The sequence below is a fragment of the Nonomuraea sp. LP-02 genome (genome assembly GCF_036289125.1).
Lineage (GTDB): Bacteria > Actinomycetota > Actinomycetes > Streptosporangiales > Streptosporangiaceae > Nonomuraea > Nonomuraea bangladeshensis.
This window is the reverse complement of sequence record NZ_JAXCLK010000001.1, coordinates 5,105,462-5,129,801: the sequence shown is the minus strand read 5'-3', so window position 1 is coordinate 5,129,801 and position 24,340 is coordinate 5,105,462. Positions and strand designations below refer to the sequence as shown.

Annotated in this window: 25 protein-coding genes; 11 read left to right on the top strand and 14 right to left on the bottom strand. The window is 72.3% G+C overall.

The genetic code is table 11. The features are described from left to right. Window positions 1-7: 7 nt before the first annotated feature. On the bottom strand, window positions 8-748 hold the full coding sequence (locus tag SMD20_RS23740; protein ID WP_329584647.1) for a GntR family transcriptional regulator: 741 nt from the start codon (window positions 746-748) through the stop codon (window positions 8-10). A gap of 126 nt (window positions 749-874) precedes the next feature. Between SMD20_RS23740 and SMD20_RS23735 the strand changes: the two genes are divergently transcribed. From SMD20_RS23735 to nagZ, 6 genes are all read left to right on the top strand, one after another. Beyond that, window positions 875-1,909 carry an SIS domain-containing protein gene (locus SMD20_RS23735; protein ID WP_329584646.1) on the top strand — a complete coding sequence of 345 codons (1,035 nt, stop codon included), beginning with the start codon at window positions 875-877 and terminating at the stop codon, window positions 1,907-1,909. Between the two features lie 33 nt (window positions 1,910-1,942). Then, window positions 1,943-2,179: a PTS glucose/sucrose transporter subunit IIB gene (locus SMD20_RS23730; protein ID WP_329584645.1), complete on the top strand. Its 237-nt coding sequence runs from the start codon at window positions 1,943-1,945 to the stop codon at window positions 2,177-2,179. Between the two features lie 11 nt (window positions 2,180-2,190). Continuing rightward, complete coding sequence (locus SMD20_RS23725; protein WP_329584643.1) at window positions 2,191-2,637, top strand: PTS sugar transporter subunit IIA; 447 nt, start codon at window positions 2,191-2,193, stop codon at window positions 2,635-2,637. A gap of 123 nt (window positions 2,638-2,760) precedes the next feature. Then, entirely contained in the window at window positions 2,761-3,024 is a 264-nt protein-coding gene (locus SMD20_RS23720) for an HPr family phosphocarrier protein (RefSeq protein ID WP_329584642.1), read from the top strand. Next, window positions 3,021-4,682 carry a phosphoenolpyruvate--protein phosphotransferase gene (gene ptsP / locus SMD20_RS23715; protein WP_329584640.1) on the top strand — a complete coding sequence of 554 codons (1,662 nt, stop codon included), beginning with the start codon at window positions 3,021-3,023 and terminating at the stop codon, window positions 4,680-4,682. Before SMD20_RS23720 ends, ptsP begins: the two co-directional genes overlap by 4 nt. Window positions 4,683-4,703: 21 nt before the next feature. Beyond that, the gene (gene nagZ, locus SMD20_RS23710; protein ID WP_329584639.1) at window positions 4,704-5,999 is read left to right on the top strand and encodes a beta-N-acetylhexosaminidase; all 1,296 of its coding nucleotides are present in this window, start codon (window positions 4,704-4,706) and stop codon (window positions 5,997-5,999) included. A gap of 8 nt (window positions 6,000-6,007) precedes the next feature. Here nagZ and SMD20_RS23705 read toward each other — a convergent pair whose 3' ends face one another. The 3 genes from SMD20_RS23705 to SMD20_RS23695 are packed head-to-tail and all read right to left on the bottom strand — an operon-like array spanning window position 6,008 to window position 9,269. Continuing rightward, a complete protein-coding gene (locus SMD20_RS23705; RefSeq protein ID WP_329584637.1) occupies window positions 6,008-6,784 on the bottom strand; it encodes an ABC transporter permease subunit in 777 nt (258 codons plus the stop codon). Next, window positions 6,781-8,355, bottom strand: coding sequence for an ABC transporter permease subunit (locus SMD20_RS23700; RefSeq protein ID WP_329584635.1), 1,575 nt, complete (start codon window positions 8,353-8,355; stop codon window positions 6,781-6,783). Before SMD20_RS23700 ends, SMD20_RS23705 begins: the two co-directional genes overlap by 4 nt. Continuing rightward, window positions 8,352-9,269: an ATP-binding cassette domain-containing protein gene (locus SMD20_RS23695; RefSeq protein ID WP_329584633.1), complete on the bottom strand. Its 918-nt coding sequence runs from the start codon at window positions 9,267-9,269 to the stop codon at window positions 8,352-8,354. Before SMD20_RS23695 ends, SMD20_RS23700 begins: the two co-directional genes overlap by 4 nt. Window positions 9,270-9,383: 114 nt before the next feature. On the opposite strand from SMD20_RS23695, the gene SMD20_RS23690 reads away from it, so the two are divergent. Both SMD20_RS23690 and SMD20_RS23685 read left to right on the top strand, forming a co-directional pair. Next, on the top strand, window positions 9,384-10,673 hold the full coding sequence (locus SMD20_RS23690; protein ID WP_329592645.1) for a sensor histidine kinase: 1,290 nt from the start codon (window positions 9,384-9,386) through the stop codon (window positions 10,671-10,673). Beyond that, a complete protein-coding gene (locus SMD20_RS23685) occupies window positions 10,670-11,341 on the top strand; it encodes a response regulator transcription factor (protein WP_329584631.1) in 672 nt (223 codons plus the stop codon). The genes SMD20_RS23690 and SMD20_RS23685 overlap by 4 nt, the downstream gene beginning before the upstream one ends. A gap of 3 nt (window positions 11,342-11,344) precedes the next feature. Here the strand turns inward: SMD20_RS23685 and rhaS are convergent, their stop codons facing one another. The 7 genes from rhaS to SMD20_RS23650 form a co-directional block, all read right to left on the bottom strand. Then, on the bottom strand, window positions 11,345-12,433 hold the full coding sequence (rhaS, locus tag SMD20_RS23680) for a rhamnose ABC transporter substrate-binding protein (RefSeq protein WP_329584628.1): 1,089 nt from the start codon (window positions 12,431-12,433) through the stop codon (window positions 11,345-11,347). Beyond that, entirely contained in the window at window positions 12,430-13,404 is a 975-nt protein-coding gene (locus tag SMD20_RS23675; RefSeq protein ID WP_329584626.1) for an ABC transporter permease, read from the bottom strand. Before SMD20_RS23675 ends, rhaS begins: the two co-directional genes overlap by 4 nt. After that, window positions 13,394-14,431: an ABC transporter permease gene (locus tag SMD20_RS23670; protein ID WP_329584624.1), complete on the bottom strand. Its 1,038-nt coding sequence runs from the start codon at window positions 14,429-14,431 to the stop codon at window positions 13,394-13,396. Before SMD20_RS23670 ends, SMD20_RS23675 begins: the two co-directional genes overlap by 11 nt. Then, window positions 14,428-15,924: a sugar ABC transporter ATP-binding protein gene (locus tag SMD20_RS23665; protein WP_329584621.1), complete on the bottom strand. Its 1,497-nt coding sequence runs from the start codon at window positions 15,922-15,924 to the stop codon at window positions 14,428-14,430. The genes SMD20_RS23670 and SMD20_RS23665 overlap by 4 nt, the downstream gene beginning before the upstream one ends. A gap of 84 nt (window positions 15,925-16,008) precedes the next feature. Next, complete coding sequence (locus SMD20_RS23660) at window positions 16,009-17,970, bottom strand: acetoacetate--CoA ligase (RefSeq protein ID WP_329584619.1); 1,962 nt, start codon at window positions 17,968-17,970, stop codon at window positions 16,009-16,011. Between the two features lie 59 nt (window positions 17,971-18,029). Further along, window positions 18,030-18,887, bottom strand: a complete 858-nt coding sequence (locus SMD20_RS23655; protein ID WP_329584617.1) for a serine hydrolase — start codon at window positions 18,885-18,887, stop codon at window positions 18,030-18,032. After that, on the bottom strand, window positions 18,884-19,801 hold the full coding sequence (locus SMD20_RS23650) for a LysR family transcriptional regulator (RefSeq protein ID WP_329584615.1): 918 nt from the start codon (window positions 19,799-19,801) through the stop codon (window positions 18,884-18,886). Before SMD20_RS23650 ends, SMD20_RS23655 begins: the two co-directional genes overlap by 4 nt. A 264-nt stretch (window positions 19,802-20,065) precedes the next feature. On the opposite strand from SMD20_RS23650, the gene SMD20_RS23645 reads away from it, so the two are divergent. Then, on the top strand, window positions 20,066-20,512 hold the full coding sequence (locus SMD20_RS23645) for a hypothetical protein (protein ID WP_329584614.1): 447 nt from the start codon (window positions 20,066-20,068) through the stop codon (window positions 20,510-20,512). On the opposite strand, the gene SMD20_RS23640 is transcribed toward SMD20_RS23645, so the two are convergent. The 3 genes from SMD20_RS23640 to SMD20_RS23630 all read right to left on the bottom strand — a co-directional run bounded on the left by SMD20_RS23640 (window position 20,496) and on the right by SMD20_RS23630 (window position 22,607). Continuing rightward, window positions 20,496-20,969, bottom strand: coding sequence for a hypothetical protein (locus SMD20_RS23640; protein WP_329584612.1), 474 nt, complete (start codon window positions 20,967-20,969; stop codon window positions 20,496-20,498). The two genes, SMD20_RS23645 and SMD20_RS23640, sit on opposite strands and share 17 nt — an antisense overlap. 250 nt (window positions 20,970-21,219) lie before the next feature. Next, entirely contained in the window at window positions 21,220-21,783 is a 564-nt protein-coding gene (locus SMD20_RS23635; protein ID WP_329584609.1) for a hypothetical protein, read from the bottom strand. Between the two features lie 179 nt (window positions 21,784-21,962). Further along, window positions 21,963-22,607, bottom strand: a complete 645-nt coding sequence (locus SMD20_RS23630; RefSeq protein ID WP_329584607.1) for a TetR/AcrR family transcriptional regulator — start codon at window positions 22,605-22,607, stop codon at window positions 21,963-21,965. Window positions 22,608-22,750: 143 nt separating this feature from the next. Between SMD20_RS23630 and SMD20_RS23625 the strand changes: the two genes are divergently transcribed. Then, entirely contained in the window at window positions 22,751-23,530 is a 780-nt protein-coding gene (locus tag SMD20_RS23625; protein ID WP_329584605.1) for a glucose 1-dehydrogenase, read from the top strand. After that, complete coding sequence (locus tag SMD20_RS23620; RefSeq protein ID WP_329584603.1) at window positions 23,527-24,003, top strand: nitroreductase/quinone reductase family protein; 477 nt, start codon at window positions 23,527-23,529, stop codon at window positions 24,001-24,003. Before SMD20_RS23625 ends, SMD20_RS23620 begins: the two co-directional genes overlap by 4 nt. Window positions 24,004-24,340: the final 337 nt, after the last annotated feature.

Genomic DNA, 24,340 nt, shown 5'->3' with positions numbered 1-24,340 from the left:
GGGGCCTTCAGCCCCGTCGTACGGGCATCTCGAGCATGGTGCGGAGCTGGTAGCGGTCGGCGCGGTAGGTGGACACGCCCAGCTCCGCGCAGACGCCACCGGAGAACGACCGGCGCTGGAGCAGCAGCACGGCCCCGCCGCGCGGCAGCTTCAGCAGGTCGGCGTCGCTCGGGTCGGCGATGCCGCCGTCGATGGTGAGCTCGCCGGCGTCCATGACGAGACCGTAGCGGTTCTCCAGCAGCTCGTAGAGCGACTTGTCCGACAAGTCGTGCTCGGCCAGGCCGGGGGCGAGCTTGACCGGGATGTGCGCCCGCTCGATGGACAGCGGCTCGCCGTCGGCGGTGCGCAGGCGCTCGATGAAGTGCACCTCCTCGCCCGGCTGGATGCCGAGCTCCTTGGCCAGGTGGGCGCTGGCGCGCACCACGCGCCGGTCGAGGTCGCGCGAGCCGGGCACCATGCCGCGGGCCCTCATGTCGTCGCTGAACGAGGTGAGCTGCAGCGCCAGCTCGATCTTCGGCCGGGCCACGAACGTGCCCTTGCCCGGCACCCGGTGCAGCCGGCCCTCCGAGACGAGGTGGTCGACGGCCTGCCGGACGGTCATCCTGGACAGGCCGAAACGCTGGCACAGCTCGCGCTCGGACGGGATGGCCGCGCCGATGCTGAGCTCGTTGCTGTCGATGAGGTCCAGCAGGATCTCGCGGAGCTGGAAGTATTTGGGCACCGGGCTGTCCGGGTCGATGTGGGCCACGGGATCCTCCCCTCGTTCCGTTCCTTGTGATGGGCTATGGTTCGTACTGGTCTAGTCCGGACTAGACCACAGGTCGCAAAAGGCGGTCAAGCCCGATCCCGGACGAGTTGAAGGATGAGCCCACCGATGACCACGAAGATGCGCAGCGAGATCGCCGAGCAGCCGGCCGCGCTGCGGGCCACACTGGACTCCCTGCTCCCCAGGATCGGCGAGGTGAGAGCGGTGGGCGAACGCACCCGCCAGCTGCTGTTCATCGCGCGAGGCACCTCCGACAACGCTGCAGTTTACGGCCGCTACCTGGTCGAAGCGCACGCCGGGCGGCTCTCCGCCCTGGCCGCGCCGTCGATCGCCACCACCTACAAGCGCAAGCTCGACCTCGACGGCGTGCTGGCCGTGGCCATCTCCCAGTCCGGGCGCACCGAGGAGATCGTGGAGACGCTGGCCTGGGCCAAGGACTGCGGGGCGGCGACCGTCGGCGTCACCAACGGCGGCGCGGACAGCCCGCTCGCGCAGGCCGCCGACGTGGCGCTGTGCACCGAGGCGGGGGAGGAGAAGGCGGTCCCCGCGACCAAGACGTACACGACGCAGCTCGCCGCGCTCGCCGTGCTGGCCCTCGGCCTCGGCGCGGACGTGGACCAGGACGACCTGCGGCGGGTTCCCGACGCGGTGGAGAAGCTGCTCGACGAGCCCGGCGACCTGGACGCCGTGGTCGAAGGGCTGCTGGACAAGCCGGGCGTGGTCGTCTCCGGCCGCGGCCTGGCGTTCTCGACCGCGCTGGAGACCGCGCTCAAGCTCAAGGAGGCCTGCTACCTGCACGCCATGGGCCTGTCCTACGCCGACCTGCTGCACGGCCCCATCGCCGTGGTCGACGCCGACACCCCGGCGCTGCTGGTCGCCGCCGAGAACAGCCCGACGCTGCCCGGCACGGTGGCGCTGGCCGAGCGGGTGGTGGCCGCGGGGGCGGCGGCGTACACGATCGGTGGCGGCGAGGGGCTGGCGCGGGCCGGCACGGCCGCGCTCAACGGTCCCGACCTGCCCGAGTGGGTGGCCCCGATGGGCCTCATCGTGCCGGGGCAGCTGCTCACCGAGGCGCTGGCCCGGCGGCTCGGCGTCGACCCCGACGCGCCGCGCGGTCTGAACAAGGTCACCCAGACGGACTGATCTAGCCTGGTCGGCGAGAGCTAGGGAGGCCGGATGGCGGCGGATGTGAACGCGATCATCGCCGGGCTCGGCGGGGCCGACAACATCATCGAGATCGAGCCCTGCATCACCCGGTTGCGGACAGAGGTGCGCGACGCGACCAAGGTCGACCAGGCCGCGCTGCGGGCGGCGGGCGCGCACGGCGTCATGACCGCGGGCAACGTGGTCCAGGTCGTCGTCGGGCCGGAGGCGGACACCATGGCCAGCGACATCGAGGACATCATCGGCTAAGGGCGAGGACCATGACGACTGTTCTCGCCCCGGTCGAGGGGGCGGCCGTGGGGCTGGCAGCCGTGCCCGACCCGGTGTTCTCCGCGGGCCTGGTCGGTCCGGGAACGGCCATCGACCCGTTGCGGGGGCCAGGCAAAGCCGTGGCCCCCATAGCGGGAAAAATCATGAAACTGCATCCGCACGCGTACGTCATTGTGGGGGACGACGGCAAGGGCGTGCTGGTGCACCTGGGCATCGACACGGTCCAGCTCAAGGGCCGGGGCTTCCGGCTGCTGGCCGCGGAGGGCGACCGGGTGAGCGCCGGGCAGCCGGTCGTCGCGTGGGACCCGGCGGCCGTCGAGGCGGGCGGCCGCTCGCCGGTCTGCCCGGTGGTGGCGCTGGACGCCACGAACGGGGCGGTGACGGGTGTCGCCGAGGGGGCAGTGCATGTGGGGGATGAGCTCTTCCGATGGGATTGACCTTTGGGACCGCGGCTGCCGGGAAAGCGACACAATAGGCACGCCGCCGATTTTGCCCCCCGATCGGCGGGTTCATCGCACGCGCGTCCGGCCACTGGTCCGGACCGGCAGAAGGAGGAGTCGATGGGTGAGCGCAAGGTCACCGTGGCGGCGGAGGTGGGGTTGCACGCCCGTCCCGCGGCGACGTTCGTCCAGAGGGCCATGAAGGCCCCCATGGACATCACGGTGGCGAAGATGAACAGTGCCAAGGCCCCGGTCAGCGGCAAGAGCATCCTCGCCATCATGGCGCTGGACGTCCGCCAGGGCGAGACCGTGGTGATCAGCGCGGAGGGCGAGGGCTCGGAAGACGTCCTCGACGAGCTGGCCGAGATCGCCGGCACGCCATGAACCTGCGGGGGGTAGGGGTCAGCCCGGGCCTCGGGCACGGCCCCGCTTATGTGCTCTCCGTCTCGGTGCCCGAACCCCCCGAGGGCGCAACGTACACAGGCGAGGCGGAGCAGGAGAAGGAGCGCGCGATCGTCGCGCTCACGCAGGTCGCGGGCGAGCTGGAGGCGCGCGGCCACCGGGCGGGCGGCGAGGCCGAGGAGATACTCAAGGCCCAGGCGCTGATGACCGAGGACCCCGGCCTGGTCGTGCGGGTGCGCTCGCTGATCGATCGCGGCCTGGCCGCCCCGAGAGCCGTCTACGAGGCGTTCGCCCGCTACCGGGAGGTGCTCGCCGGGTCCGGCGGCTACCTCGGCGAGCGGGCCGCCGACCTCGACGACGTCAGGGACCGGGTGGTCGCGGTGCTCTACGGCATCGCGATGCCGGGGCTCCACGGCGCGCCGGCGGAGCCGTACGTGCTGGTCGCCCGCGATCTCGCGCCGGCCGACACCGCGCTGCTGGTGCGCGAGCACGTGGCCGCCTTCGTCACCGAGGAGGGCGGCCCCACCAGCCACACGGCGATCCTGGCGAGGGCGCTCGGCGTGCCCGCCGTCGTCGCCTGCCCCGGCGCGACCGCCATCAGGCCGGGGGCGCGCGTGCTGGCCGACGGCACCTCGGGCGAGGTACGCGTCGAGCCGGGCGAGGCCGACGTCGCCGAGGCGGTCAGCGCGAACGCCGTGCGCCGGGCCGCGTACGCGCAGGCCGAGGGGCCGGGCCGGACCTCCGACGGCCACCCGGTGCCGCTGCTGGCCAACATCGGCGGCCCCGCCGAGCTGGACGCCGCCGTCGCCGCGGGCGCCGAGGGCGTCGGGCTCTACCGCACCGAGTTTTTGTTCCTGAACCGTACCGAGCCGCCCGAGGTCGAGGAGCAGGTGCCGGCCTACCGGGAGGCGGCGCGGGCGTTCCCCGGCGGCAAGGTGATCGTGCGCACCCTCGACGCGGGCGCGGACAAGGCGCTGGCGTTCCTGCCGGTCCCGCCCGAGCCGAATCCGGCGCTGGGCGAGCGCGGGGTGCGCGTGTTCCGCCGCTTCCCGCAGGTGATGGAGGCGCAGCTCGACGCGCTCGCCGCGGTCGGCGACCTCATGGTGATGGCGCCGATGGTGGCCACCGCCGAGGAGGCCGAGTGGTTCGCGCGCGCGTGCCGCTCGCGCGGGATCGCGCAGGCCGGCGTGATGATCGAGGTCCCGTCGGCCGCGCTGCGCGCCGGCGACCTGCTGAGCGCGGTGGACTTCGTCTCGATCGGCACCAACGACCTGTCCCAGTACACCTTCGCCGCCGACCGCCAGCTCGGCGCGGTGAGCGCGCTGCAGGACCCGTGGCAGCCCGCGCTGCTCGACCTGGTCGCGCTGACCGCGACGGCCGCACGGGAGGCGGGCAAGGCGTGCGGCATCTGCGGCGAGTCGGCCGCCGATCCCGCCATGGCCTGCGTGCTCGTCGGGCTCGGCGCCACCACGCTGTCGATGGGGGCAGGGGCGCTGCCCGCCGTACGGGCCGCGCTGGCCGCGCACACCTTCGACGAGTGCCGGCTGGCCGCCGACGCCGCGCGGGACGCGGTCACGGCGGTGGAGGCGCGGGCCGCGGCCCGGGCGTACCTGCCCGCGCTCGGGCGTCTCGGTGTCTAGATTCTGGATACCTTTGGAGTCATGCTGCGACGACGACTCGGTACGACGAGCCTGCTCGTGATCGCCCTCACCGCGTGCGCCGGCGGCGGCGGCACAGCGGGAGCGACCCCGACGGGGGGCAAGGCCGCCCCGCCCGCCCCGACCGCGAGCCCGAGCCCGTCGGCGTCGCAGTCCGACCCCGTCGCGCGGGCCCTCGCCCGGCTCAGCGTCGAGGAGAAGGTCGGCCAGCTCTTCATGCCGGTCCTCTACGGCACCACGGCCACCTCCTCCTCCGGCGAGAACCAGGCCCGCTACGGCGCCGCGACCCCGGCCAAGGTGATCGCCCGCTACCACCTGGGCGGCGTGATCCTGTTCCCGCACAACGTCAAGGGCGTCTCCCAGGTCGTCGGCCTGACCAACGGCCTGCAGCGGGCCGCGAAGGACGTCCCGCTGCTCATCGGCACCGACCAGGAGAACGGCCTGGTCTCGCGCATGTCGGCGCTCATGACCGACTTCCCCGGAGCGTCCGTGATCGGCGCGACCGGCGACCCGGCGCTGGCGCGCAAGGTCGCCGCGGCGACCGGCGCGGAGCTGCGGGCGCTCGGCGTCAACCTCGACTTCGCGCCGGTGGCCGACGTCAACATCGATCCGCGCAACCCGGTCATCGGGTCGCGGGCGTTCGGCAAGGACCCGCAGCGGGTGGCGAAGATGGTGGCCGCGTCGGTGAAGGGCTTCGCCGACGCGGACGTGGCGGCCACCGCCAAGCACTTCCCCGGTCACGGCGACACCTCCACGGACAGCCACACCGGGCTGCCGGTGATCAAGCACACCAAGGCCGAGTGGGAGCGCATCGACGCGCCGCCGTTCAAGGCCGCGATCGGGGCCGGGGTGGACGCCGTCATGAGCGCCCACATCGTCTTCCCCAAGCTCGACCCGTCGGGCGATCCGGCGACGCTGTCCAAGCCGATCCTGACCGGGCTGCTGCGGCAGAAGCTCGGCTACGACGGCGTGATCTCCACCGACGCGCTCAACATGGCGGGGGTGCGCCAGAAGTACAACGACGGCGAGATCGCGGTGCGCGCCGTCCTGGCCGGGGCCGACCTGCTGCTCATGCCCAACGACCTGCCGAAGGCCTACGACGCGGTGCTGGCGGCGGTGAAGTCGGGCCGCATCAGCGAGCGGCGCCTCGACCAGTCGGTCACCCGGCTGCTCAAGCTCAAGCAGGCCAAGGGCTACCTGACCGAGGCGCCGACGGCCTCCGTGAGCCGCGCGAACGACGTGCTGCGCTCCGCCGAGCACCGCAAGCTGACCGCCCGCGTGGAGTCGGCCGCCGACTGAGGCCCGCGTCAGGCGTCGCGGCGGCGCAGCACCAGGGCGCCCAGGGCGAGGGCGGCGGCGGCCCAGGCGGCGAGGACGCCGAGACCGGCCCACGGGGTGAGCGGGAGCGCGGCGGCGTCCGTGGTGGCCTGGACGGCGAGGCCCGCGTTCATCGGGGACACCGTCCAGAGCAGCCGCTGGACGTCCTCGTCGGCGACCAGGCGCACCGCCAGCGGGAACAGGTAGAGCAGCCCGAGCACGACCCCGGCGGCGACGGCCGGGTCGCGCACGGCGACCGCTATCCCGACGCCGAGCAGCGCGACCAGGCCCAGGTAGAGCACCGACCCGGCGGCGGCGCGCAGGGTGGGGCCGTCGAGCAGCGACAGCGGCGGATAGCCGTGCTCCGGGGTGAAGCCGCTGCCCGGCAGGAGCAGCCGCCCGGCCAGCACCGACCCGAGCACCGCGACGGCTCCCGCGGCCAGCGCCGGGCCGGTGACGACGGCGGCCTTGGCGGCCAGCAGCACGCCCCTGCGCGGCACCGCGGCCAGACTGGTGCGGATCATGCCGCTGCCGTACTCGCCGCAGACCGCCAGCACGGCCAGCAGGGCGACCAGGGCCTGGCCGAGCTGCACCCCGGTCAGGGCCAGCCGGGTGGCGTCGTGGCCGCAGCCGGCCGCTTCGCAGCGGACGACCGTGGCCGTCAGCGCGCCCAGGGCGACGGTCAGCACGACCGTCCCCGTCAGCAGCCCGGCGGGGCCCGGCACGGTGCGGAGCTTCGTCCACTCCGCGAGCGTCGCCCGTCTCACGCGTCCTCCCTGTTCAGGCGGCGTACGGCGAGGGTGAGGACGAGGGCGGCGTACCCGCACAGCACGGCGAACCCGGCCCAGGGCGGCAGCGGGTAGAAGCCGCCCGCGGGCGCGTGATAACCGAACACCTGCGGGTACTCGGGGATGCTCTGCTGGACGGCGAAGCCCGCCGCGGGCGTCACCCGCAGCAGCCAGTCCGCGACCGGCTCGGGCAGCACGGACGTCGTCGCGAGCACGTACGGCACCAGGACCGCCGCGACGGCCGCGATGACCGCCGCCGCGCCGCGCCGCAGCAGCGCGCCGAACGCGAGGGCGAGCACGGCGCTCACCGCCAGCACGCCCGCCACGCCCGCGACCACCCGCAGCTCGGTCAGCGCGGACACCGGCAGGAGGTGGACGCCGTTGCCCGCGAGGACGTGCCGGGCGAGCGGCAGCGTGACCGCGGTGGCGGCGAGCGACCCGGCGAAGGTCGCCGCCAGGACCACCACGGCCTTGGCCACGAGCACCCGGCCGCGCCGCGGGCTCGCCAGCAGCGTCGTGCGGATGAGCCCGCGCCGGTACTCGCCGGTCACGGACAGCACGCCCACGACGATCACGGCGACCAGCGCGAACATCGCGCCCGCCAGGGTGTTCTCGACGGTGCTCCCGTCGGTCAGGGGGGCGATGTCGCCCACGCCGGTGATCGTGTACGTGCCGCCGGACTCCCGGAACCCGCCCGGATGGTGCGGCGAGCCGTCGAGCTCGTAGGTGACGCCGACGTCGTCACGGGCGAACGCCCCGCCGGTGCCCGCGCCGCGTACGTCGAGCCGGTCCATGACGGCGGTGACCTCGGCGAAGCGGGAGGTGACGGTGGACCCGCCGACGGCGTTGCCGCTGACCCGTACGTCGCCGGGTGAGGCGGCGAACAGGCCGATGCGGGCCTGCGCCGGCAGCCCCGGCAGGCGGACGGCGGCGACCTTCGTCCATCGGACGCCGTCGGCCGACTCCTCGCCGGTCACGGTGTCGCCCGCCCGCGTCAGGCGCAGCCAGCGGGGGGTGGACGGGGTGACCTTGCCCGGCAGCCCGGCGACGTCCTCGGTGAAGTCGTGCTGCATGCGCACGCCGTGCTCGGCGGTGACCATGACGGCGGCGTAGGAGGCGCCCTGCCGGGTGCTCGCCTTGATCATGAGGCCAGCCTTGGCCCACGGGGTCATGCCGGCGGCGACGTTGCGTACGCCGGGGACGGCGTCGGGGAGGCGGATCCGGCCCGACATGGCGCTCACCCGCACGGTGATCGAGCCGTCGCCGCGCAGCGGCTGGTGGGCGAAGAAGAACTTGTCCTCGACGGCCTCGCCGCCGGGGCCGCGCGGCGGGACCGGGCAGGGCACCTCGACCGGCCCCTTCGAGCAGGAGACGTGGCTGCCGGCCGCCGACAGCAGGCCGAGCCCGACGACGAGCAGCGCCGCGAGCACCAGCCCCGCGGGCCCGCCGGGGGCGGTGCGGAACTTGGTCCACTCGGCGTGGAGGAGCCGCGCGAACCCGTCGCGCCCGGCCGTGCCGAGCGGCGAGCGGTAGGGGGCGGTCGCGGTCATCGGGCCGCCCCTCGGTACTCGACGGCGTCCCTGGTCAGGTCCAGGTACGCCGCCTCCAGCGTGGCCCGGTGCGCGGCCACCTCCGCGAACGGCACCTCGCGCGCCGCCAGCAGCTGTACGACCTGCTCGGCGGCCAGCCCGTCCACGGTGAGCGTCTCCCGGTCCTGGACGGTCACCGTGGCCCCGGCCTCGGCGAGGGCCCGCATGGCCGCCTCGCGGGCGGTCGTGCGCAGGCGCACCCGTCCGCCGGAGGCGCGGGCGATGAGGTCGGCCACGCTCGTGTCCGCCACCACCTGCCCCCGTCCCGCCACCACGAGGTGCCCGGCGGTGTCCTCCAGCTCGCTCATCAGGTGGCTGGAGACCAGCACCGCCCGCCCCTCGGCGGCGAGCGCGCGGAGCAGGCCGCGCATCCACACGATGCCCTCGGGGTCGAGGCCGTTGAACGGCTCGTCCAGCAGCAGCACCGGCGGGTCGCCGAGCATGGCGGCGGCGATGCCGAGCCGCTGGCGCATGCCGAGCGAGTAGCCGCCCGCCCGGCGGCGGGCCGCCGTGCCGAGCCCGGCCAGCTCCAGCACCTCGTCGACCCGGCCGGCGCCGAGGCCCTGGGAGTGGGCGAGCCAGAGGAGGTGGTGGCGGCCGGTGCGGCCCGGCTGGAGCGCGGCGGCGTCCAGCAGCGCGCCGACGTGCCGGAGCGGGGTGCGCAGGCTCGTGTACGGGCGCCCGCCCACCAGGGCGTGGCCCTCGTCGGGGGCGTCCAGGCCGAGCACCACGCGCATGGTGGTGGACTTGCCCGCGCCGTTCGGGCCGACGAAGCCCGTGACGTGGCCGGGGCGGACGGTGAAGGTCATGCCGTCCAGGGCCTGTTTCGAGCCGTACCGCTTGCGCAGGCCGGAGACTTCGATGGTTGCTTCCACGGTTACGAAGCTAGGCAGCGGGCCGGGGCGCGGTCGTCACGCACGTGAGCGATCTTCGGGGGCTACATGAGGTCCCTCGTGTGAGGGATGCGGGGGTACGGTGCGGCGGTGACAATGGGTTTCGTGGCGATCGTGCAGGGTTTGGGCGTTCTGTGGGGGGCGCGGCCGGTGGACGGCGGCGCGGGCCGCCGCCGTGTGCTGGTCGTGCTCGGGCTCCTGCTGGCCCTGGTCGCGGTGGTGGAAGTGCTCGCCGGCCAGCCGATCTTCGGCGGCGTGTCGGTCAGCGTCCCGGTATCGCCTTCGGAGCACCCGGCCGGGGGTCCGGTGCCGTACCGGGGGCTTCCGGGCGATGGGCGGCTTCAGCTGCTGGTTCTGCCGTTGCTCGCGCTCGCCACCACCCTGCCGCTCCCGCTCCTCGCGGGGCAGCCGGTGATCGCGGCGGCCGTGGGCGGCGTGGCGGGCGTGCTGTCGGTGGAGGCGTTCCACACGCTGACGGCGGCCGGGGCGGCGGCCCAGGTGATCGCCCTCTACCGGGCGGGGCGGCACGGGCGGCCCGCCGCCGCGCTCGCGCTCGCGGCCGCCTTCCCGGCGCTGGCGCTGCTGGCGGCTGTGGGGATTCCGGCGGCCGGACTCCCGGTGGGGGAGCTGGTCCTGCCGCTGGCCTGCCTGGCCCCGGCCGCCGCGCTCGGCGGCATCGCGCGGGCGGCCCGCGCCACGGCGGGCGCGCACACCGCCGCCAGGCGGCAGGCGGCCGGCGACCTGCTGGAACACACCGCCCGCGGCGAGCGGGCACGCATCGCGCGCGAGCTGCACGACGTCGTCGCCCACCACATCTCCCTGGTCGCCGTCCAGGCCGAGACCGCGAGGCTGGCCGTCCCCGGGATGCCGCAGGCGGGCGCCGAGCGGCTGCTGGCCATCGGCGACACCGCCAGGCAGGCGCTCACCGAGATGCGCCGGCTGCTCGGCGTGCTGCGCGAGGACGACGGCACCGAGGCGTCCTGGCGCCCCCAGCCCGGCCTGCGCCTGCACGAGCTGAACGAGCTGCTCGACGGGTCCCGTGAGGCGTCGGGCGTGGCCACCCGGCTCATCCTCCGTGGTGCGCCGGCCGAGCTGGACCCGGGGGTGGAGCTGGCGGCGTACCGGATCGTGCAGGAGGCGCTGACCAACGCGCGGCGGCACGCGCCCGGCGCGGCCGTGGACGTGGAGCTGCACTACACCGGCGCCGGCCTGCGGCTGTCGATCAGGGACAACGGCCCTGGGCCGCTCGACGGGAAGGGCGGCCACGGGCTGGCCGGCATGCGGGAGCGGGCCGCCGCCGTGGGCGGCGAGCTGGTCACCGGCCCCGCGCCCGGCGGCGGCTTCCTCGTGCAGGCCGTCCTGCCGGGCAGGGAGAGCGCGGCGTGAGCGGGCCGATCAGGGTCGTCATCGCCGACGACCACCTGGTCGTACGGACGGGGTTCGGCGAGCTGCTGGACACCCAGCCCGACTTCGAGGTGGTCGGCCGGGCCGCCGACGGGCTGGAGGCGGTGCGGATCTGCCGCGAGGTGCAGCCGGACGTCGTGCTCATGGACGTACGCATGCCCGGAATGGGCGGCATCGAGGCGACCAGGGAGCTGGCCGGCCCCGGCGGGCCGAGGGTGCTCATCCTGACCACGTTCGACCTCGACGAGTACGTCTACGACGCCCTGCGCGCCGGCGCCAGCGGCTTCCTGCTGAAGGACGTCACCGCCGAGCGCCTGTTCGACGCGGTGCGCGTGGTCGCGGCCGGCGAGGCGCTGCTGGCCCCGGCCGTCACCCGCCGCCTGATCGGCGAGTTCGCCCGCATGGGCCCGCGCCCCGGCGCGCCCGTGGCGGCGCTGGGCACGCTCACGCCGCGCGAGACGCAGGTCCTGCGGCTGGTCGCCGAGGGCCTGTCCAACCCCGAGATCGCCGCCAGGCTCGTGGTGACCGAGGAGACGGTCAAGACGCACGTGAGCCGGGTGCTGAACAAGCTGGGGCTGCGCGACCGGACGCAGGCGGTCGTCGCCGCGTACGAGACGGGCCTGGTCGTGCCGCGCAGCCGGCAGCCGTGACGGTCAGAAGTCGAAGTCGTCGATGTTGGACTTGTCGAACACGGTCGGCTTGCCGAGCAGCACCTCGCCCTTGGCCCCGACGGTGTAGTCGCCGAGTTTGCCCGCCTTGAACGTCTCGCCCTCCGCGCCGGTGATCTGCCCGGAGGCGAGCGCGGCGGCGGCGTACGAGGCGAGATAGCCGAGGTCGGCCGGGTTCCACAGCTCGAACGCCTCGATCGTGCCGTCCTTGACGAACTTGCGGAGCTGGTTCGGCGTGCCGAGCCCGGTCAGCTTCACCTTCCCCTTGTACGGCGAGTCCGACAGATACCTGGCCGCCGCCGCGATGCCCACGGTCGTCGGCGAGATGATGCCCGCGAGGTCCGGGTACGAGCGCAGCAGGCCCTGCGTCTCGGTGAAGGACTTCTGGTCGTCGTCGTTGCCGTAGGCGACCTTGACCAGCTCCATGTCCTTGTACTCGGGCTTGCTCAGCTCGTCCTTCATGAACTCGATCCAGGTGTTCTGGTTCGTCGCGTTCGGCGTGGCGGACAGGATCGCGATCTTGCCCTTGTTGCCGAGCTGCTTGGCGAGGAGCTGCACCTCCGTACGGCCCAGGTCCTCGGCGCTCGCCTGGTTCACGAAGATGTCGCGGCCCTCGGGCGCGGTGTCGGAGTCGTAGCTGACGACCTTGATCCCGGCGGCCCTGGCCTGCTTGAGCGCGGGCACGACGGCGTTCGGGTCGTTGGCCGAGATCACGATGGCGTCCTGCTTCTGCTGGATCAGCGTGTTGATGTAGGACACCTGCGAGGACGCGCTCGCGTCGGACGGGCCGACCTCCTTGCCCTCGCCGCCGAACTCCCCGGCCGCTTCCACGCCGCCCTTGTCGGCGATCGTGAAGTACGGGTTGTTGACCTGCTTCGGCAGGAACGCGATCTTCAGTCCCTGCTTGAGCGGGGCATTGGGGTCGGCGGCCGCGGCGGACGACGCCGTCCCGGCCGGGGCGGACGACTGCTGCTGCTGCTGGACATCGCTCTTGGTGGTGCCGCCGCACGCGCTGGTCAGCAGCACGAGCCCGGCGAGGAGCGCCACGGGACGCCAAGGGGCGCGCGTTGTCATGACACGGACTTCCCTTCCACTGGTGATGGTGTGCGCCGTCGCCGGGCCGCCCCCAGGTTCGGCGCCAGCACGGAGGCGACGAGCAGCAGGCCCGTCACGAAGTTGAGCACCTCGTTGGCCACGTCGGCGAGGATCAGCGCGTTGCGTACGACGCCGAGCAGCAGCACCGCCATCAGGACGCCGGGCAGCGTGCCCTTCCCGCCGAAGATCGACACTCCGCCGAGCAGCACGGCGGCCACCACCGCGAGCTCCAGGCCCATGCCGTTGTCGGCGCGGGCGCTGGCGTAGCGGAAGGTGTAGATCAGGGACGCCAGCGACGCCATGACCCCGGAGGCCACGAACAGCCAGAGCTTGACGCGCTTGACCCGGATGCCGGAGAAGTAGGCCGCCTCGACGTTCGCGCCGATCGCCACGATCGACCGGCCGAGGCCGGTCGCGTGCAGCACCAGCGCCGCCACCACGGCCAGCACGGCGACCAGCACGGTCGCGAGCGGCACCGGCCCGATCGAGGAGGTGGCGAGGCCCGTGTAGGCGGGCGGCAGGTCGGCCACCGCCTGGTCGCCGAGGATCACGTACGCCAGCCCGCGGAACAGCGCGAACGTGCCGATCGTGACCGCCAGCGAGGGCAGCCCGAGCCGGGTGACGAGCAGCCCGTTGACCGCCCCGCACGCCGCGCCCACCAGCAGGCAGATCGGCATGATGGCCTCGATCGGCAGCCCGGCGTTCCACAGCGCGCCGAGCACCGCGCAGGACAGGCCGAGCGTGGAGGCCACGGACAGGTCGATCTCGGCCGCCACGATCACCAGCGTCATGGTCAGCGCCATGAGTGCGATCTCGGTGGTGTCGAGCAGCAGGAACGAGACGTTCGAGTCGTTGGCGAAGCCGTCCACGCCGAGCGAGGCCCACACCGCGACCCCGGCCAGCAGCACGGCGATCAAGGTCTCCCAGCGGCGCAGCGCGTCAGTGTTCATGGAACCTCCGGCGGCGCAGGGCGGCGGCCACGCGCAGCGCGAGCAGGCGGTCGAGGACGATGGCGGCGAGCAGCAGGGCGCCGTTGATCGCGGTCTGGGCCAGGGCGTCCACCCGGAGCACGGCGAGCGCGCTGGTGATGGAGGCGAGCAGGACGGCGCCGAGCGCGGCGCCGTAGACGGTGCCGCTGCCGCCGAAGATGGCCACGCCGCCGACCACGACGGCGGCGATGACGTCGAGCTCCTTGCCGGTGGCGACGGTGGCGTCCACGGTGCCGAACCGGGCGGCCCACATCACGCCGGCCAGCCCGGCGAGGGCGCCGTTCGCGACGAACGCGGTGAGGACGCGGCGGCGTACCCGGATGCCGGCCAGCACCGCCGCCTCGGGGCTGGAGCCGATGGCGTACAGCTCGCGGCCGGAGCGCAGGTTGCGCAGCATCCAGCCGACGGCGAGCAGCACGGCCAGGGCGATCAGCGCGAGCAACGGGACGCCCAGGACCGAGCGGGTGCCGAGGGCGAGGAAGCCCTCCGGCATGTCGGCGGCGTTGACCTGGCGGCCGCCGGCCCAGGCGTAGTCGATGCCGCGGAAGGCGTAGAGGGTGCCGAGGGTGGCGACGAGAGCGGGCACCCGGGCCGCGCCGACGAGCAGCCCGTTGACCGCGCCGCAGGCCGCGCCGAGCGCCACGCAGCCGGCGATGACCAGCGGGACCGGCACGCCGGGGTGGTCGGCCAGGACCAGCGCGCCGCCGAACGCCGACAGGCCCACGACCGAGCTGACCGAGAGGTCCACGTTCCTGGTGATGACGACGAGCGTCTGGCCGACGGCGAGCAGCGCGACGATGGCCGAGTTGAGCAGGATGTCGCGGATGCTGCCGTAGCTGAGGAAGCTCGGGTTCGCCGCGCCCGTGACGGCGAACAGCGCGCCGAGCGCGACCACGATGCCGAGCTCGCGCACCCGCGCCACCCGGTCCACGAGCCGCCGCCCGCCACCCTGGCGCGGGCTTGTGGGCCCGGCCGCCGTGCTGGTCACGCGGAGCTCCTTCCGGTCGCGGCGGCCATGACGCTCTCCTCGGACGCCTCCGCCCGGTCCAGCTCGGCGACCAGCCGCCCCTCGTGCATGACGAGCACCCGGTCGGCCATCCCGAGCACCTCGGGCAGCTCCGAGGAGATCATCAGCACCGCCACCCCGCTCGCGGCCAGCTCCGACAGCAGCCGGTGCACCTCGGCCTTGGTGCCCACGTCGATGCCGCGGGTGGGCTCGTCCACGATGAGCACCGACGGCCGGCGGGCCAGCCACTTGGCCAGCACCACCTTCTGCTGGTTGCCGCCGGACAGCACGTTCACCGGGTCGCCCAGCCGGGCGAACTTCAGCCGCAGCCGCACCGCCCAGTCCCTGGCCCGCTCCCGTTCGGCGAGGCGCGAGATCAGCGGCCCCTTGCGGAGCGCGGCCAGCCCGGGCAGGCCGATGTTGCGCTCGATGGACAGGTCCATGACCAGGCCCTGCTGGCGGCGGTCCTCCGGCACCAGGGCCAGCCCGGCCGCCATGGCCGCCGTGGGGCGGGCCGGGCGCAGCCGCCGGCCGTCCACCTCGACGGCGCCGGCGTCCCAGCGGTCGATGCCGAACACGGCCCGCGCGACCTCGCTGCGACCGGCCCCGACCAGCCCGGCCAGCGCGACGATCTCGCCCCGCCGCACCTCGAAGGACACGTCGGTGAAGACGCCTTCGCGGGTGAGCCGGCGCACGCTGAGCGCGACCTCGCCGGCCGTGGTGTCCTGCTTGGGGAACAGGGACTCCAGCTCGCGGCCGACCATACGGCGTACGAGGTCGTCGGGGGTGAGGTCGCTGATCGGGTCGGTCGCGACGAGCGCGCCGTCCCTGAGCGTGGTCACCCGCCGGCACAGCTCGAAGATCTCCTCCAGCCGGTGCGAGATGAACAGCAGCGCGACGCCCTGCTCGCGCAGCGTCCCCGCCACGCCGAACAGACGGGCGACCTCCTGGCCGGACAGCGCGGCGGTCGGCTCGTCCATGACCAGCACCCTGGCCTGCCGGGACAGGGCCTTGGCGATCTCGACGAGCTGCTGGTCGGCGATGGACAGGCCGCGGGCCGGCCGGTCGGGGTCGAGGTGCACGCCGAGCCGGCCGAACAGCTCGGCGGTGGCGGCGCGCATGGCCCGCCGGTCGAGCCCGAGGCGGGCGCGCGGCTGGCGGCCCATGAAGATGTTCTCCATGACCGACAGGTCGGGGAACAGCGTCGGCTCCTGGTAGATGACCGCGACGCCGGCCCGCTGGGCGTCGGCGGGGCCGGCGAACTCCACCGGCTCCCCGTCGAGCAGGATGCGCCCCGAGTCGGGGCGGTGCACGCCCGACAGGATCTTCACCAGCGTGGACTTGCCCGCGCCGTTCTCGCCGGCGAGGGCGTGCGCCTCGCCGGCGCGCAACTCCAGCGACACCTCGCGTACGGCGCGGACCGCACCGAACGCCTTGCTCACCTGTAAGAGGGACAGGACGGGTGTGTCTTCCATGCCGCCATCCCGGCGAAAAATCGTTTTAAGCGGTGCCAGGACGTTATTTCAGCGGATGGCGGCGCGTCAATAGTCGATCAAGGGTCACGGCCGGAAGTGCCGCAGCACCTCCGGGTTCGCCATCGCGTCCGGGTTGGCCGCCTGCTCCACCGGGGCGCCCAGCAGGATCTTGCGGACCGGCACCTCCAGCTTCTTGCCCGACAGCGTGCGCGGGATGCCGGGGACCACCCGGATCTCGTTCGGGACGTGGCGCGGCGACAGCTCCTGCCGCAGCGCGCCGCACAGCGTCCGCTCCAGCTCCGGGGTCAGCTCGGCCCCCTCGGCCAGCGTCACGTACAGCAGCAGCCGGCCCTCCTGGCCGAGCTGCCCCGTGTCGATCACCAGGCTGTCGGCGACCTCCTCGAACCGCTCGACCACCCGGTAGAACTCGCTGGTCCCCATCCGTACGCCGCCGCGGTTGAGCGTGGAGTCGGAGCGGCCGTAGATGACGCAGCTCCCGTCCTCGTTGACCTTGATCCAGTCGCCGTGCCGCCACACGCCGGGATAGACGTCGAAGTAGCTCTCGGCGTAGCGCTCGCCGCCGGGGTCGTTCCAGAACATCACCGGCATCGACGGCATGGGCTGCGTGATCACCAGCTCGCCCACCTCGCCCACGACCGGTTTGCCCGCCGGGTCGTACGCCTCCACCTTCGCCCCCAGCGACCGGCACGGGATGATGCCCGCCCTGATCGGGTGCAGCAGGGTCGCCCCGACGAAGCCGGTGCACACGTCCGTGCCGCCGGAGAACGACCCGATCGGCACCCCCGGCAGCGCGCCGGCCACCCACGCGAACCCCTCGGGCGGCAGCGGCGAGCCCGTGGAGCCCACCCCGCGCAGCCGCTCCAGCCCCTCGGGCTCGATCCCGGCCTTGAGCGAGGCCATGATGTACGGCGCCCCGGTGCCGAAGTACGTCACCCCCTCCGAGGCGGCGATCCGCCACAGCGCGGCGGGGGAGGGATGGGTCGCCGCGCCGTCGTACAGCACGGCCGTGGCCCCCACCAGCAGGGCGCCGACGAGGTAGTTCCACATCATCCAGCCCGTGGTGGTGTACCAGAAGAACACCTCGCCCTCGCCCAGGTCCTGGTGGAAGGAGAGCGACTTCAGGTGCTCCAGCACGATGCCGCCGTGGCCGTGCACGATCGGCTTGGGCAGCCCGGTCGTGCCGCTGGAGTAGAGGATCCACAGGGGATGGTCGAACGGCACCCGCTCGAACTCCAGCGGCGCGGCCTCCGCCCGCAGCCCCTCCCAGCCGATCACCTCGCCGTGCGGCACCTCAAGGGTGTGCGGGGGCGTGGGCTCGGCCTGCTGCGGCGCCCGGCCGTCACCGGCGGCGGCCAGGTAGGGGATCCAGACGGTGGCCCGCAGCGAGGGCAGCGCGGCGGCGATCTCGTTGACCGCGGCCGAGCGGTCGAAGCTCTTGCCGTTGTAGTGGTAGCCGTCGACCGCGATGAGCACCTTGGGCTCGATCTGCTTGAACCGGTCGACGACGCTCGGCACCCCGAAGTCGGGGGAGCCGGCCGACCAGATCGCCCCGAGCGAGGCGGTGGCGAGGAAGGCGATGAGGGCCTGCGGGATGTTCGGCAGGTAGCCGGCCACCCGGTCGCCCCGCCGCACGCCCAGCCGGACCAGCCCGGCCCGCACCCGGGCCACCTCCTCGCGCAGCTCGGCGAAGGTCAGCTCCTGGCGGGCGCCGTCCTCGGAGACGAAGATCACGGCGGTGCCCTCGTCGCGGCGCAGCGCGTTCTCGGCGTAGTTGAGCGTGGCGCCCTCGAACCAGCGGGCGGCGGGCATCGCGCCGGACAGCACCGGCCCGTCGCCGCGCTCGCCGACCACCTCGAAGTAGTCCCAGATCGAGGTCCAGAACGCGGCCGGGTCCTCGACCGACCAGCGCCACACGCTCTCGTAGTCCTCGCCCGTCCTGCCCAGCCACTCCAGGTAGCGGGTCAGCCTCGCCCGCGCGACCACCTCTTCGCCCGGCTCCCAGAGAAGCTCGCCCTCAGCAACCATGTGCCCCATCCTGTCGCCCGTTCCATGGAGAGTCCTAGCTCTACCCCCCACATAACTAGCTACCGCCTCAGGTGGTCCACCGCCATACGGGCGGCGGTGCCGATCACCGCGTCGGCACGCGGCTGGTTGAGCGCGGTGGAGAAGGAGCGGGTGAAGACGGCGACCGCGTACCGGCCGCCGTCGGGGTACTCGACCACGCCGGACTCGGTGCGCAGCGTCGGCAGCGTGCCGGTCTTGCCGCTGACGGCCACGTCGTCGTACGGGAAGCCGGAGGCCAGCCGGTGGGGCCACACCTGCATGTTGAGCACGCCGCGCATCCACGCGCAGGACGCGGCCGAGGCGATCTCGTCACGCCAGATCAGCCCGAACAGCCGGGTCAGCTCCCGCGGCGTGCCGGCGTTGCCCCAGGAGGGGTCGAACGCGCGCATCCGGGCCACCTCGTCCGGATCCAGGTACGGCCACCCGTGCCCGGCGTCGGCCGCCATGCTCTCGTCGATCTCCCTGCTGCTCCGCCGCACCCGCGTCAGGGCCAGGCCGTACGCCTCCAGCGTGGCGTTGACCGCCTCCCGGCCGACCCGCCGCAGCAGCACGTCGGCCGAGGCGTTGTCGCTCACCGCGATCATCAGGTAGGCCAGGTCCCGCAGCGACATCGTCACGTCGTCGAGCATCGCCGAGAGCCCGGTCGGCCCCCGCGACCGGCCGGCGGCCGGCACCGTCACCCGCTCGGCCGGATCGAGCAGCCCGGCGTCGGCCTGCCGGCAGAGCTCCACCAGCAGCGGCACCTTGAACATCGACGCCACCGGCAGCGGCTCGTCGGCCCCGTGCCCGATCTCCCGCCCGGTGTCCACATCGGCGGCGTGCAGCCAGCCGGTGACCCCCGCCACCCGGAACAGCGCCTCGAAGTCGGGCCCGCTCATGCCAGCATCCCCGGCCTGCGGCTGACGCGCCGCGGTGGCACCGCGCCCTCGTCGGTCATTCCGGCGCTCTCCTTCAACGTCCGTACGGCGACGGCCGAGAAATCGCCGGCCGCGGCCGTCTCGCCGCGCCAGGCCGTGGAGACCCGGGACGCGATCGGCGAGCCTAGCAGCGGCCGCCACGCCAGCCCCGGCGCCTCCACCTCCGGCCCGAACGCGACCGCCGCGCCCGCCAGCACCAGCCCCAGCCCCGCGCCCTGGTGCACCTGCGGCGGCACGTACCCGTGGCGGCGGCAGGCCGCCAGCACCTCGGCGTGCAGGCCGGGCTCGCCCTCCTTCGGCGGCATCAGCAGCTCCCGCCCGGCGAGGTCGGCCAGATGCACCTCGCCGACCCCGGTCAGCGGATCGCCGTCGGGCAGCAGCACGCCCTGGATCTGCACCAGGATCTCGCCGAAGCGCAGGCCGGGCGCGGAGACCGGGTGCCGCACCAGCCCGACGTCGATCGTGCCCTCGGCGAGCGCCGTCACCTGGTCGGCGGTCCAGATCTCGGCGGGCGCGAGCCGCACTTCCGGGTGCGTCTCGCGGAACCGGGCGACCAGAGCCGCGATCACCGTGGCGGCCAGGTCAGGCGGGACGCCCACCCTGAGCACCGCCCCCCGGCCCTGCCGGGCCAGCTCGTGCAGCCGGTCGGCACGGGCGACGATCTCGCGCGCCTCGCCGAGCAGCAGCCGGCCCGTCTCGGTGAGGCGCACCTGGCGGGCCGAACGGTCGAACAGGCGGGCGCCGAGCTCCTCCTCCAGGCGCTTGATGCGCTGGCTGAGCGGCGGCTGGGCCATGCCGAGCCGGATCGCGGCGTTACCGAAGTGGAGTTCCTCGGCGACCGCGATGAAGTAGCGAAGGTGCCGGACGAGGTCCACGAACAGGCACTATATCCAGATTCGTCACTTACCACGTTCCATATCAAAAGGGACTTCTCTATCAGCCCGGCTTCCTTCCCGGGAGAGCATCGTGCGCCGGATCAAGGCGTACGAGGCAGGTCACAACCAGCCCGACGACCCCTACCGCCTCCTGTACGCCCGCGCCTTCGGCCTCACGGAGAACGACCTGTTCGAGCCCGAACGGCGACCTGTCCCCACGCTCACCGCTGCTCCCGACCCCGAGCTGTGCGCGGACACGCGGAAATGGGCGAGGCCCAGGCCGCGCGGCGGCTGCTCGGCGAGGCCGAGGAGCTCATCCGGGCAGCGAGCGAGCACCCCGAGGACGAGCCGCTGTGGATGTACTCCTACGACGACGGCTGGTTCGACATGCAGCGCGGGATGGCCGAGCTCACGCTCGGCGACGGCCGGCGGGCCGTACGGTTCCTCGATCGCGGCTTGGCGGCTCTGCCCGGCGCGTACCGGCACTTCGCTGCACACCGTCCGTCCGCAGAGCGGGGAGCGCATCCACGACGCCCTGAGCGCGGAGCCACGACCTGGGCTCACGACATGAGCGGGAACGTGTCCGAGGTGCCGCTGGACCAGGCGGTCCGTGAAGAAGACGTCCCACGAGATCCGATCTCGCTGCTGATTCCCGACGCTGAACCGATCGGAGGGTGTGATGGACGGCCGAGCATCAGTCCCACGCGTTGAAGAGCAGCTCGCCAAGGGTCTTCGGCTTCCAGTACTCGATCTCCCTCCACTCCGCGGCGGACAAAGCAGTGGTGTCCACCTTCGTCAGCGGCGACATGAGCAGTGACGCACCCAAGACGGTGAAGCCGAAGGGGCTGAGGGCGACCGCCCAGGCAGGTGGGGCCAGGAACTCGTCGGAGTACGCCCACCGCCGATCGCTCACGAACGCGACCAGCGGAAACTGAGCCTGGAACAGGGCGAGGTGTGCTCCATCCCGGTCGTTGATCGTGGCGCTGTGGAAGCTCTGCGGATACTCGCGTTCGGCAAAATCCCCGACCTGTCCGCGGGCCCTCCGCGCTGCGGCGGACCAGGCTCTACGACACCTTCTGGGATCGGTCTCCGGCACCGGAGGTTCGCTGACGTGGCGAAACCCCGTCACGCCCCGCTCCAGCCGGAAGACCATCTGCGAGCTGTCCATCTTCACCCCGTCGCGAGAGCGGGCCACTCACACTTCGACGACACGAACCTCTTGCCGGTCGCCGATCTTGGATGGCAACGCTCACCCTACGCTGTCGCAGGACACGATCCTCACGCATTTTCACCGATCCACGGACTCCGGTACGAGAGCGAGGACGTGTTCGACATGCCGCTGGACGAGGCCGACGGCCATCTGCCCGACGTCATCACCGCTGCGGCACAGCGACTCCGCCGACCCGCCCGATGGAGAGTCAGGCGGCTTGGTAGCACTGCCATACGCCATCTTCGTTACGGGCCTCCACTCCTTCGTAACGCCGATATCTCAATTGGCATGCCAAATTCATGTCGATCTTCTCTCGGCAGGTCCAGATGTTGTTCACATTGGCGGCGTCAACGCTGATGCTGGGCCTGAAGGCATACTTGCAGTAGCCGCGCATGTCGGCGATTCCCCCCAGAGGCCGTTTTCCCGGGGCGTAGCAGACGCCACTCTCGGCACTGGCGGAGGTGAATCGAAAAGCGAGATCAGTTCGAGAATATTGCCAATTGCAGGCGGCTTTCAAGTCTATGCGGGACGAACAGAACTGCTGGTCGTTCGTCTCATAGTTCAATGCTATGCAGGACGAGGCCAGATCTACTCCGCCGAGAGCTATGTCCGGCGGTCCGGCGAGTTTGATACCCCAGAAGACGCCGGCGCCGACAAGAGCGGAGGCAAGGGTGGCGGCAAGCAGGACTTTTACCCAGGCGCGGGCATTCTTGATGGCCTTCGAAAGTTCCCCGACCAGCTCTTTTAGTATCTCTAGGACCTGAGTGAGCATCGCGGCTTCCTTGGGTCGCTCGCCACCAAACACAGCTGTTTTCGAACGGGGCCATGGAGATCAACGTCGAGGTCCAGAACGGCAGGCCGTCCAGGTAACGTGCATGTTAAAGCGCTTAAGCCTTGTGCGCAATATCGCAAAAGGTGGGAATCGAGGGACTCATTCGTGGCCGGTGGGGCTCAGCCGTTGGCCGACGGCTCTGGTCCAGTTGTGGCGTACCGGGCGACGATGGTGCGGACGGCCTCGTCGACTACCTGAGCGACGCGTTCGGCGCTCACCTCCCAGCCCGGCACCAGGAGGGTCGGCCAGAAGACGTAGTTGGAGATCATGCCCAGGAACTGGGTGGCTGCGAGGTCCACGTCCTCGACCCGCACCGTTCCCGCCTCGTGCTCAGCCAGGAGGTAGCTGCGTACGGACTCGAAGTAGGGCATCTTCCCGTGCGAGAACTGCGCATGGGCCAGCTCAGGAAACCGCGGCAGCTCGGCGATGACGATCCGGAACAGGTCGGTCATCTGGGGCCGGCTCAACAGCTCGGCGTAACGGCGACCGATGGCGCTGAGCCCGTCGACGACGTTGCCTGCCGGCGGAGGATCCTCCTCGTCAGCGGTCGACCAGGACTCGGTCACGATGGCGTCGAACAGTGCAGCCTTGCTCGGAAACTGCTTGAACAAGGTGGCCCGCGAAACGCCCGAGCGCTCTGCGATCCGCGCCAGCGACGTCCGGTCGTAGCCCAACTCGAGAAACAGTGCGGTCGCGGCCGTCACGATCAGCGCGCGCTTCTCCTGGGCGACGCGCTGGTGATACGTCGTCACGACCTTGCTCATGGGCCGAGCATACGAGGTGAGTGGCTTGACTCGCCACTGCTGCCGACCTAGTGTCCAGGGATGGTGAGTCGATCGGCTCACCACTGGCCGCCGTTCATCACTGATGATCTTGGTCATTCATCCACGTCTCGAAGGAACATCTGATGCCCCGCTTCGACAACCAGACCGTGCTCGTGACCGGTGGGACCGGCGGCCAGGGCTCGAGCCACGTACGCGCCTTTCACGCGGAGGGAGCGAACGTGGTGATCGGCGATATCGACGCCGAACGCGGCGCCGCTCTGGCCGCCGAGCTCGGGACCCGCGCTCGCTTCACCCGACTTGACGTTACCGACGAGAGCTCGTGGTCCGCCGCCGTGCTGGCCGCCGAGAGCGCCTTCGGCGCACTGAACGTGCTCGTCAACAACGCGGGCGTGCAGAACCCGCCTGCAACGATCGAAGACACGGAGCAGGCCACGTGGTCGCGCATCCTCGACATCAACCTCACAGGGACCTTCCTCGGCATCAAGGTCGCAGCCCCCGCTCTGCGCCGCGCGGCAGGGGGAGCCATCGTCAACATCGCCTCGACCATGGGCCTGGGCGGCACGGCTCACTACGCGCCGTACGTCGCCAGCAAGTGGGCCGTGCGAGGCCTCACCCGAACGGCGGCACTCGAGCTCGGCCGCGACCACATCCGGGTGAACACCATCCACCCCGGCGTGATCGCGACCCCCTTCATCCAAGAACCAGCAGCCGGCGCCACTGCGGCAATCGCCGACTTCTACTCACCCGAGCCGTTCGCCATCCCCCGGCTCGGGGAGCCGACCGACGTCACCCGGCTTCTCCTGTTCCTCACCTCATCGGACGCGTCGTTCATCACGGGGTCGGAGTACGTCATCGACGGTGGACTCCTCCTCGGCCCCGCCCTTCAGGCCAAGACCGCATGAGCAGTCCAGACACGACCGGATGGAACGACTCCGCACGTGACGCGTCTTTGTCGCACCTGCCCGATCACATCCGGCGAGCCATCGAGATCACACCCGCAGCAGGCACCAGAGAACGGATCATCGACATCACGACGCTGGGGCGACGCACCGGCCGGCCACGCCGCATCGAGATCTTCTTCTACCGAGCTGAGGGCGCCACCTACCTGTGTAGCGGCGCCGGCGGTGCCGCGACCGACTGGCATGCGAACCTTCTCGCCAATCCCGACTTCACCTTCCACCTGAAGAACGGGGTCCGTGCAGATCTGCCTGCACGGGCCACGCCGGTCACCGACCCAGCTGAACGTCAGGCCGTGCTGGCCGAGATCGTCGCGGATCTCAATCAACCCCACGACCCCGGCACCATCCGGCCGACTCGGCTCGAAGACTGGGCTGACAGTCGGCTGATGCGCATCAGCTTCCGCCATCGGCCGTGATCGCGGCTAGCTAGAGCGGCTCTTCGCCAGATGCGGGTGAAGCTGGCGCGGCGCTTCCCGCTGTGAACGTCGCGGTCGCGGGCAGTGTTCTCGTCCTGCTTGAGCGGCGGCAGCGCGTGAACCACGACACTTCTGGCCGCCGCGATGAAGGAGGGAAGACGCCGGACGGGGCCCACGAACAGGGATCATATCCATTTCTATAAGGATGGCAGTCCCATATCACTATTGGACATTCCGGCGGCCGCTCTGGTCTCCTCGGCCGCATGGCACCACAAACGGGGACAACGTATGCCTATCTTCAGCCTGAGCGGCCACCAAGGCGGCGACGTCGCCGCTG

What these genes read in the sequence shown, in the direction of transcription:
- SMD20_RS23645 (WP_329584614.1), top strand. Translation starts at nt 20,066, where the DNA reads ATGGGCGAGGCCCAGGCCGCGCGGCGGCTGCTCGGCGAGGCCGAGGAG.
- SMD20_RS23625 (WP_329584605.1), top strand. Translation starts at nt 22,751, where the DNA reads ATGCCCCGCTTCGACAACCAGACCGTGCTCGTGACCGGTGGGACCGGC.
- SMD20_RS23725 (WP_329584643.1), top strand. Translation starts at nt 2,191, where the DNA reads ATGACGACTGTTCTCGCCCCGGTCGAGGGGGCGGCCGTGGGGCTGGCA.
- SMD20_RS23700 (WP_329584635.1), bottom strand. Translation starts at nt 8,355, where the DNA reads ATGACCGCGACCGCCCCCTACCGCTCGCCGCTCGGCACGGCCGGGCGC.
- SMD20_RS23655 (WP_329584617.1), bottom strand. Translation starts at nt 18,887, where the DNA reads ATGAGCGGGCCCGACTTCGAGGCGCTGTTCCGGGTGGCGGGGGTCACC.
- ptsP (WP_329584640.1), top strand. Translation starts at nt 3,021, where the DNA reads ATGAACCTGCGGGGGGTAGGGGTCAGCCCGGGCCTCGGGCACGGCCCC.
- SMD20_RS23735 (WP_329584646.1), top strand. Translation starts at nt 875, where the DNA reads ATGACCACGAAGATGCGCAGCGAGATCGCCGAGCAGCCGGCCGCGCTG.
- SMD20_RS23665 (WP_329584621.1), bottom strand. Translation starts at nt 15,924, where the DNA reads ATGGAAGACACACCCGTCCTGTCCCTCTTACAGGTGAGCAAGGCGTTC.
- SMD20_RS23675 (WP_329584626.1), bottom strand. Translation starts at nt 13,404, where the DNA reads ATGAACACTGACGCGCTGCGCCGCTGGGAGACCTTGATCGCCGTGCTG.
- SMD20_RS23620 (WP_329584603.1), top strand. Translation starts at nt 23,527, where the DNA reads ATGAGCAGTCCAGACACGACCGGATGGAACGACTCCGCACGTGACGCG.
- SMD20_RS23720 (WP_329584642.1), top strand. Translation starts at nt 2,761, where the DNA reads ATGGGTGAGCGCAAGGTCACCGTGGCGGCGGAGGTGGGGTTGCACGCC.
- nagZ (WP_329584639.1), top strand. Translation starts at nt 4,704, where the DNA reads ATGCTGCGACGACGACTCGGTACGACGAGCCTGCTCGTGATCGCCCTC.
- rhaS (WP_329584628.1), bottom strand. Translation starts at nt 12,433, where the DNA reads ATGACAACGCGCGCCCCTTGGCGTCCCGTGGCGCTCCTCGCCGGGCTC.
- SMD20_RS23640 (WP_329584612.1), bottom strand. Translation starts at nt 20,969, where the DNA reads ATGGACAGCTCGCAGATGGTCTTCCGGCTGGAGCGGGGCGTGACGGGG.
- SMD20_RS23690 (WP_329592645.1), top strand. Translation starts at nt 9,384, where the DNA reads ATGGGTTTCGTGGCGATCGTGCAGGGTTTGGGCGTTCTGTGGGGGGCG.
- SMD20_RS23730 (WP_329584645.1), top strand. Translation starts at nt 1,943, where the DNA reads ATGGCGGCGGATGTGAACGCGATCATCGCCGGGCTCGGCGGGGCCGAC.
- SMD20_RS23635 (WP_329584609.1), bottom strand. Translation starts at nt 21,783, where the DNA reads ATGCTCACTCAGGTCCTAGAGATACTAAAAGAGCTGGTCGGGGAACTT.
- SMD20_RS23660 (WP_329584619.1), bottom strand. Translation starts at nt 17,970, where the DNA reads ATGGTTGCTGAGGGCGAGCTTCTCTGGGAGCCGGGCGAAGAGGTGGTC.
- SMD20_RS23630 (WP_329584607.1), bottom strand. Translation starts at nt 22,607, where the DNA reads ATGAGCAAGGTCGTGACGACGTATCACCAGCGCGTCGCCCAGGAGAAG.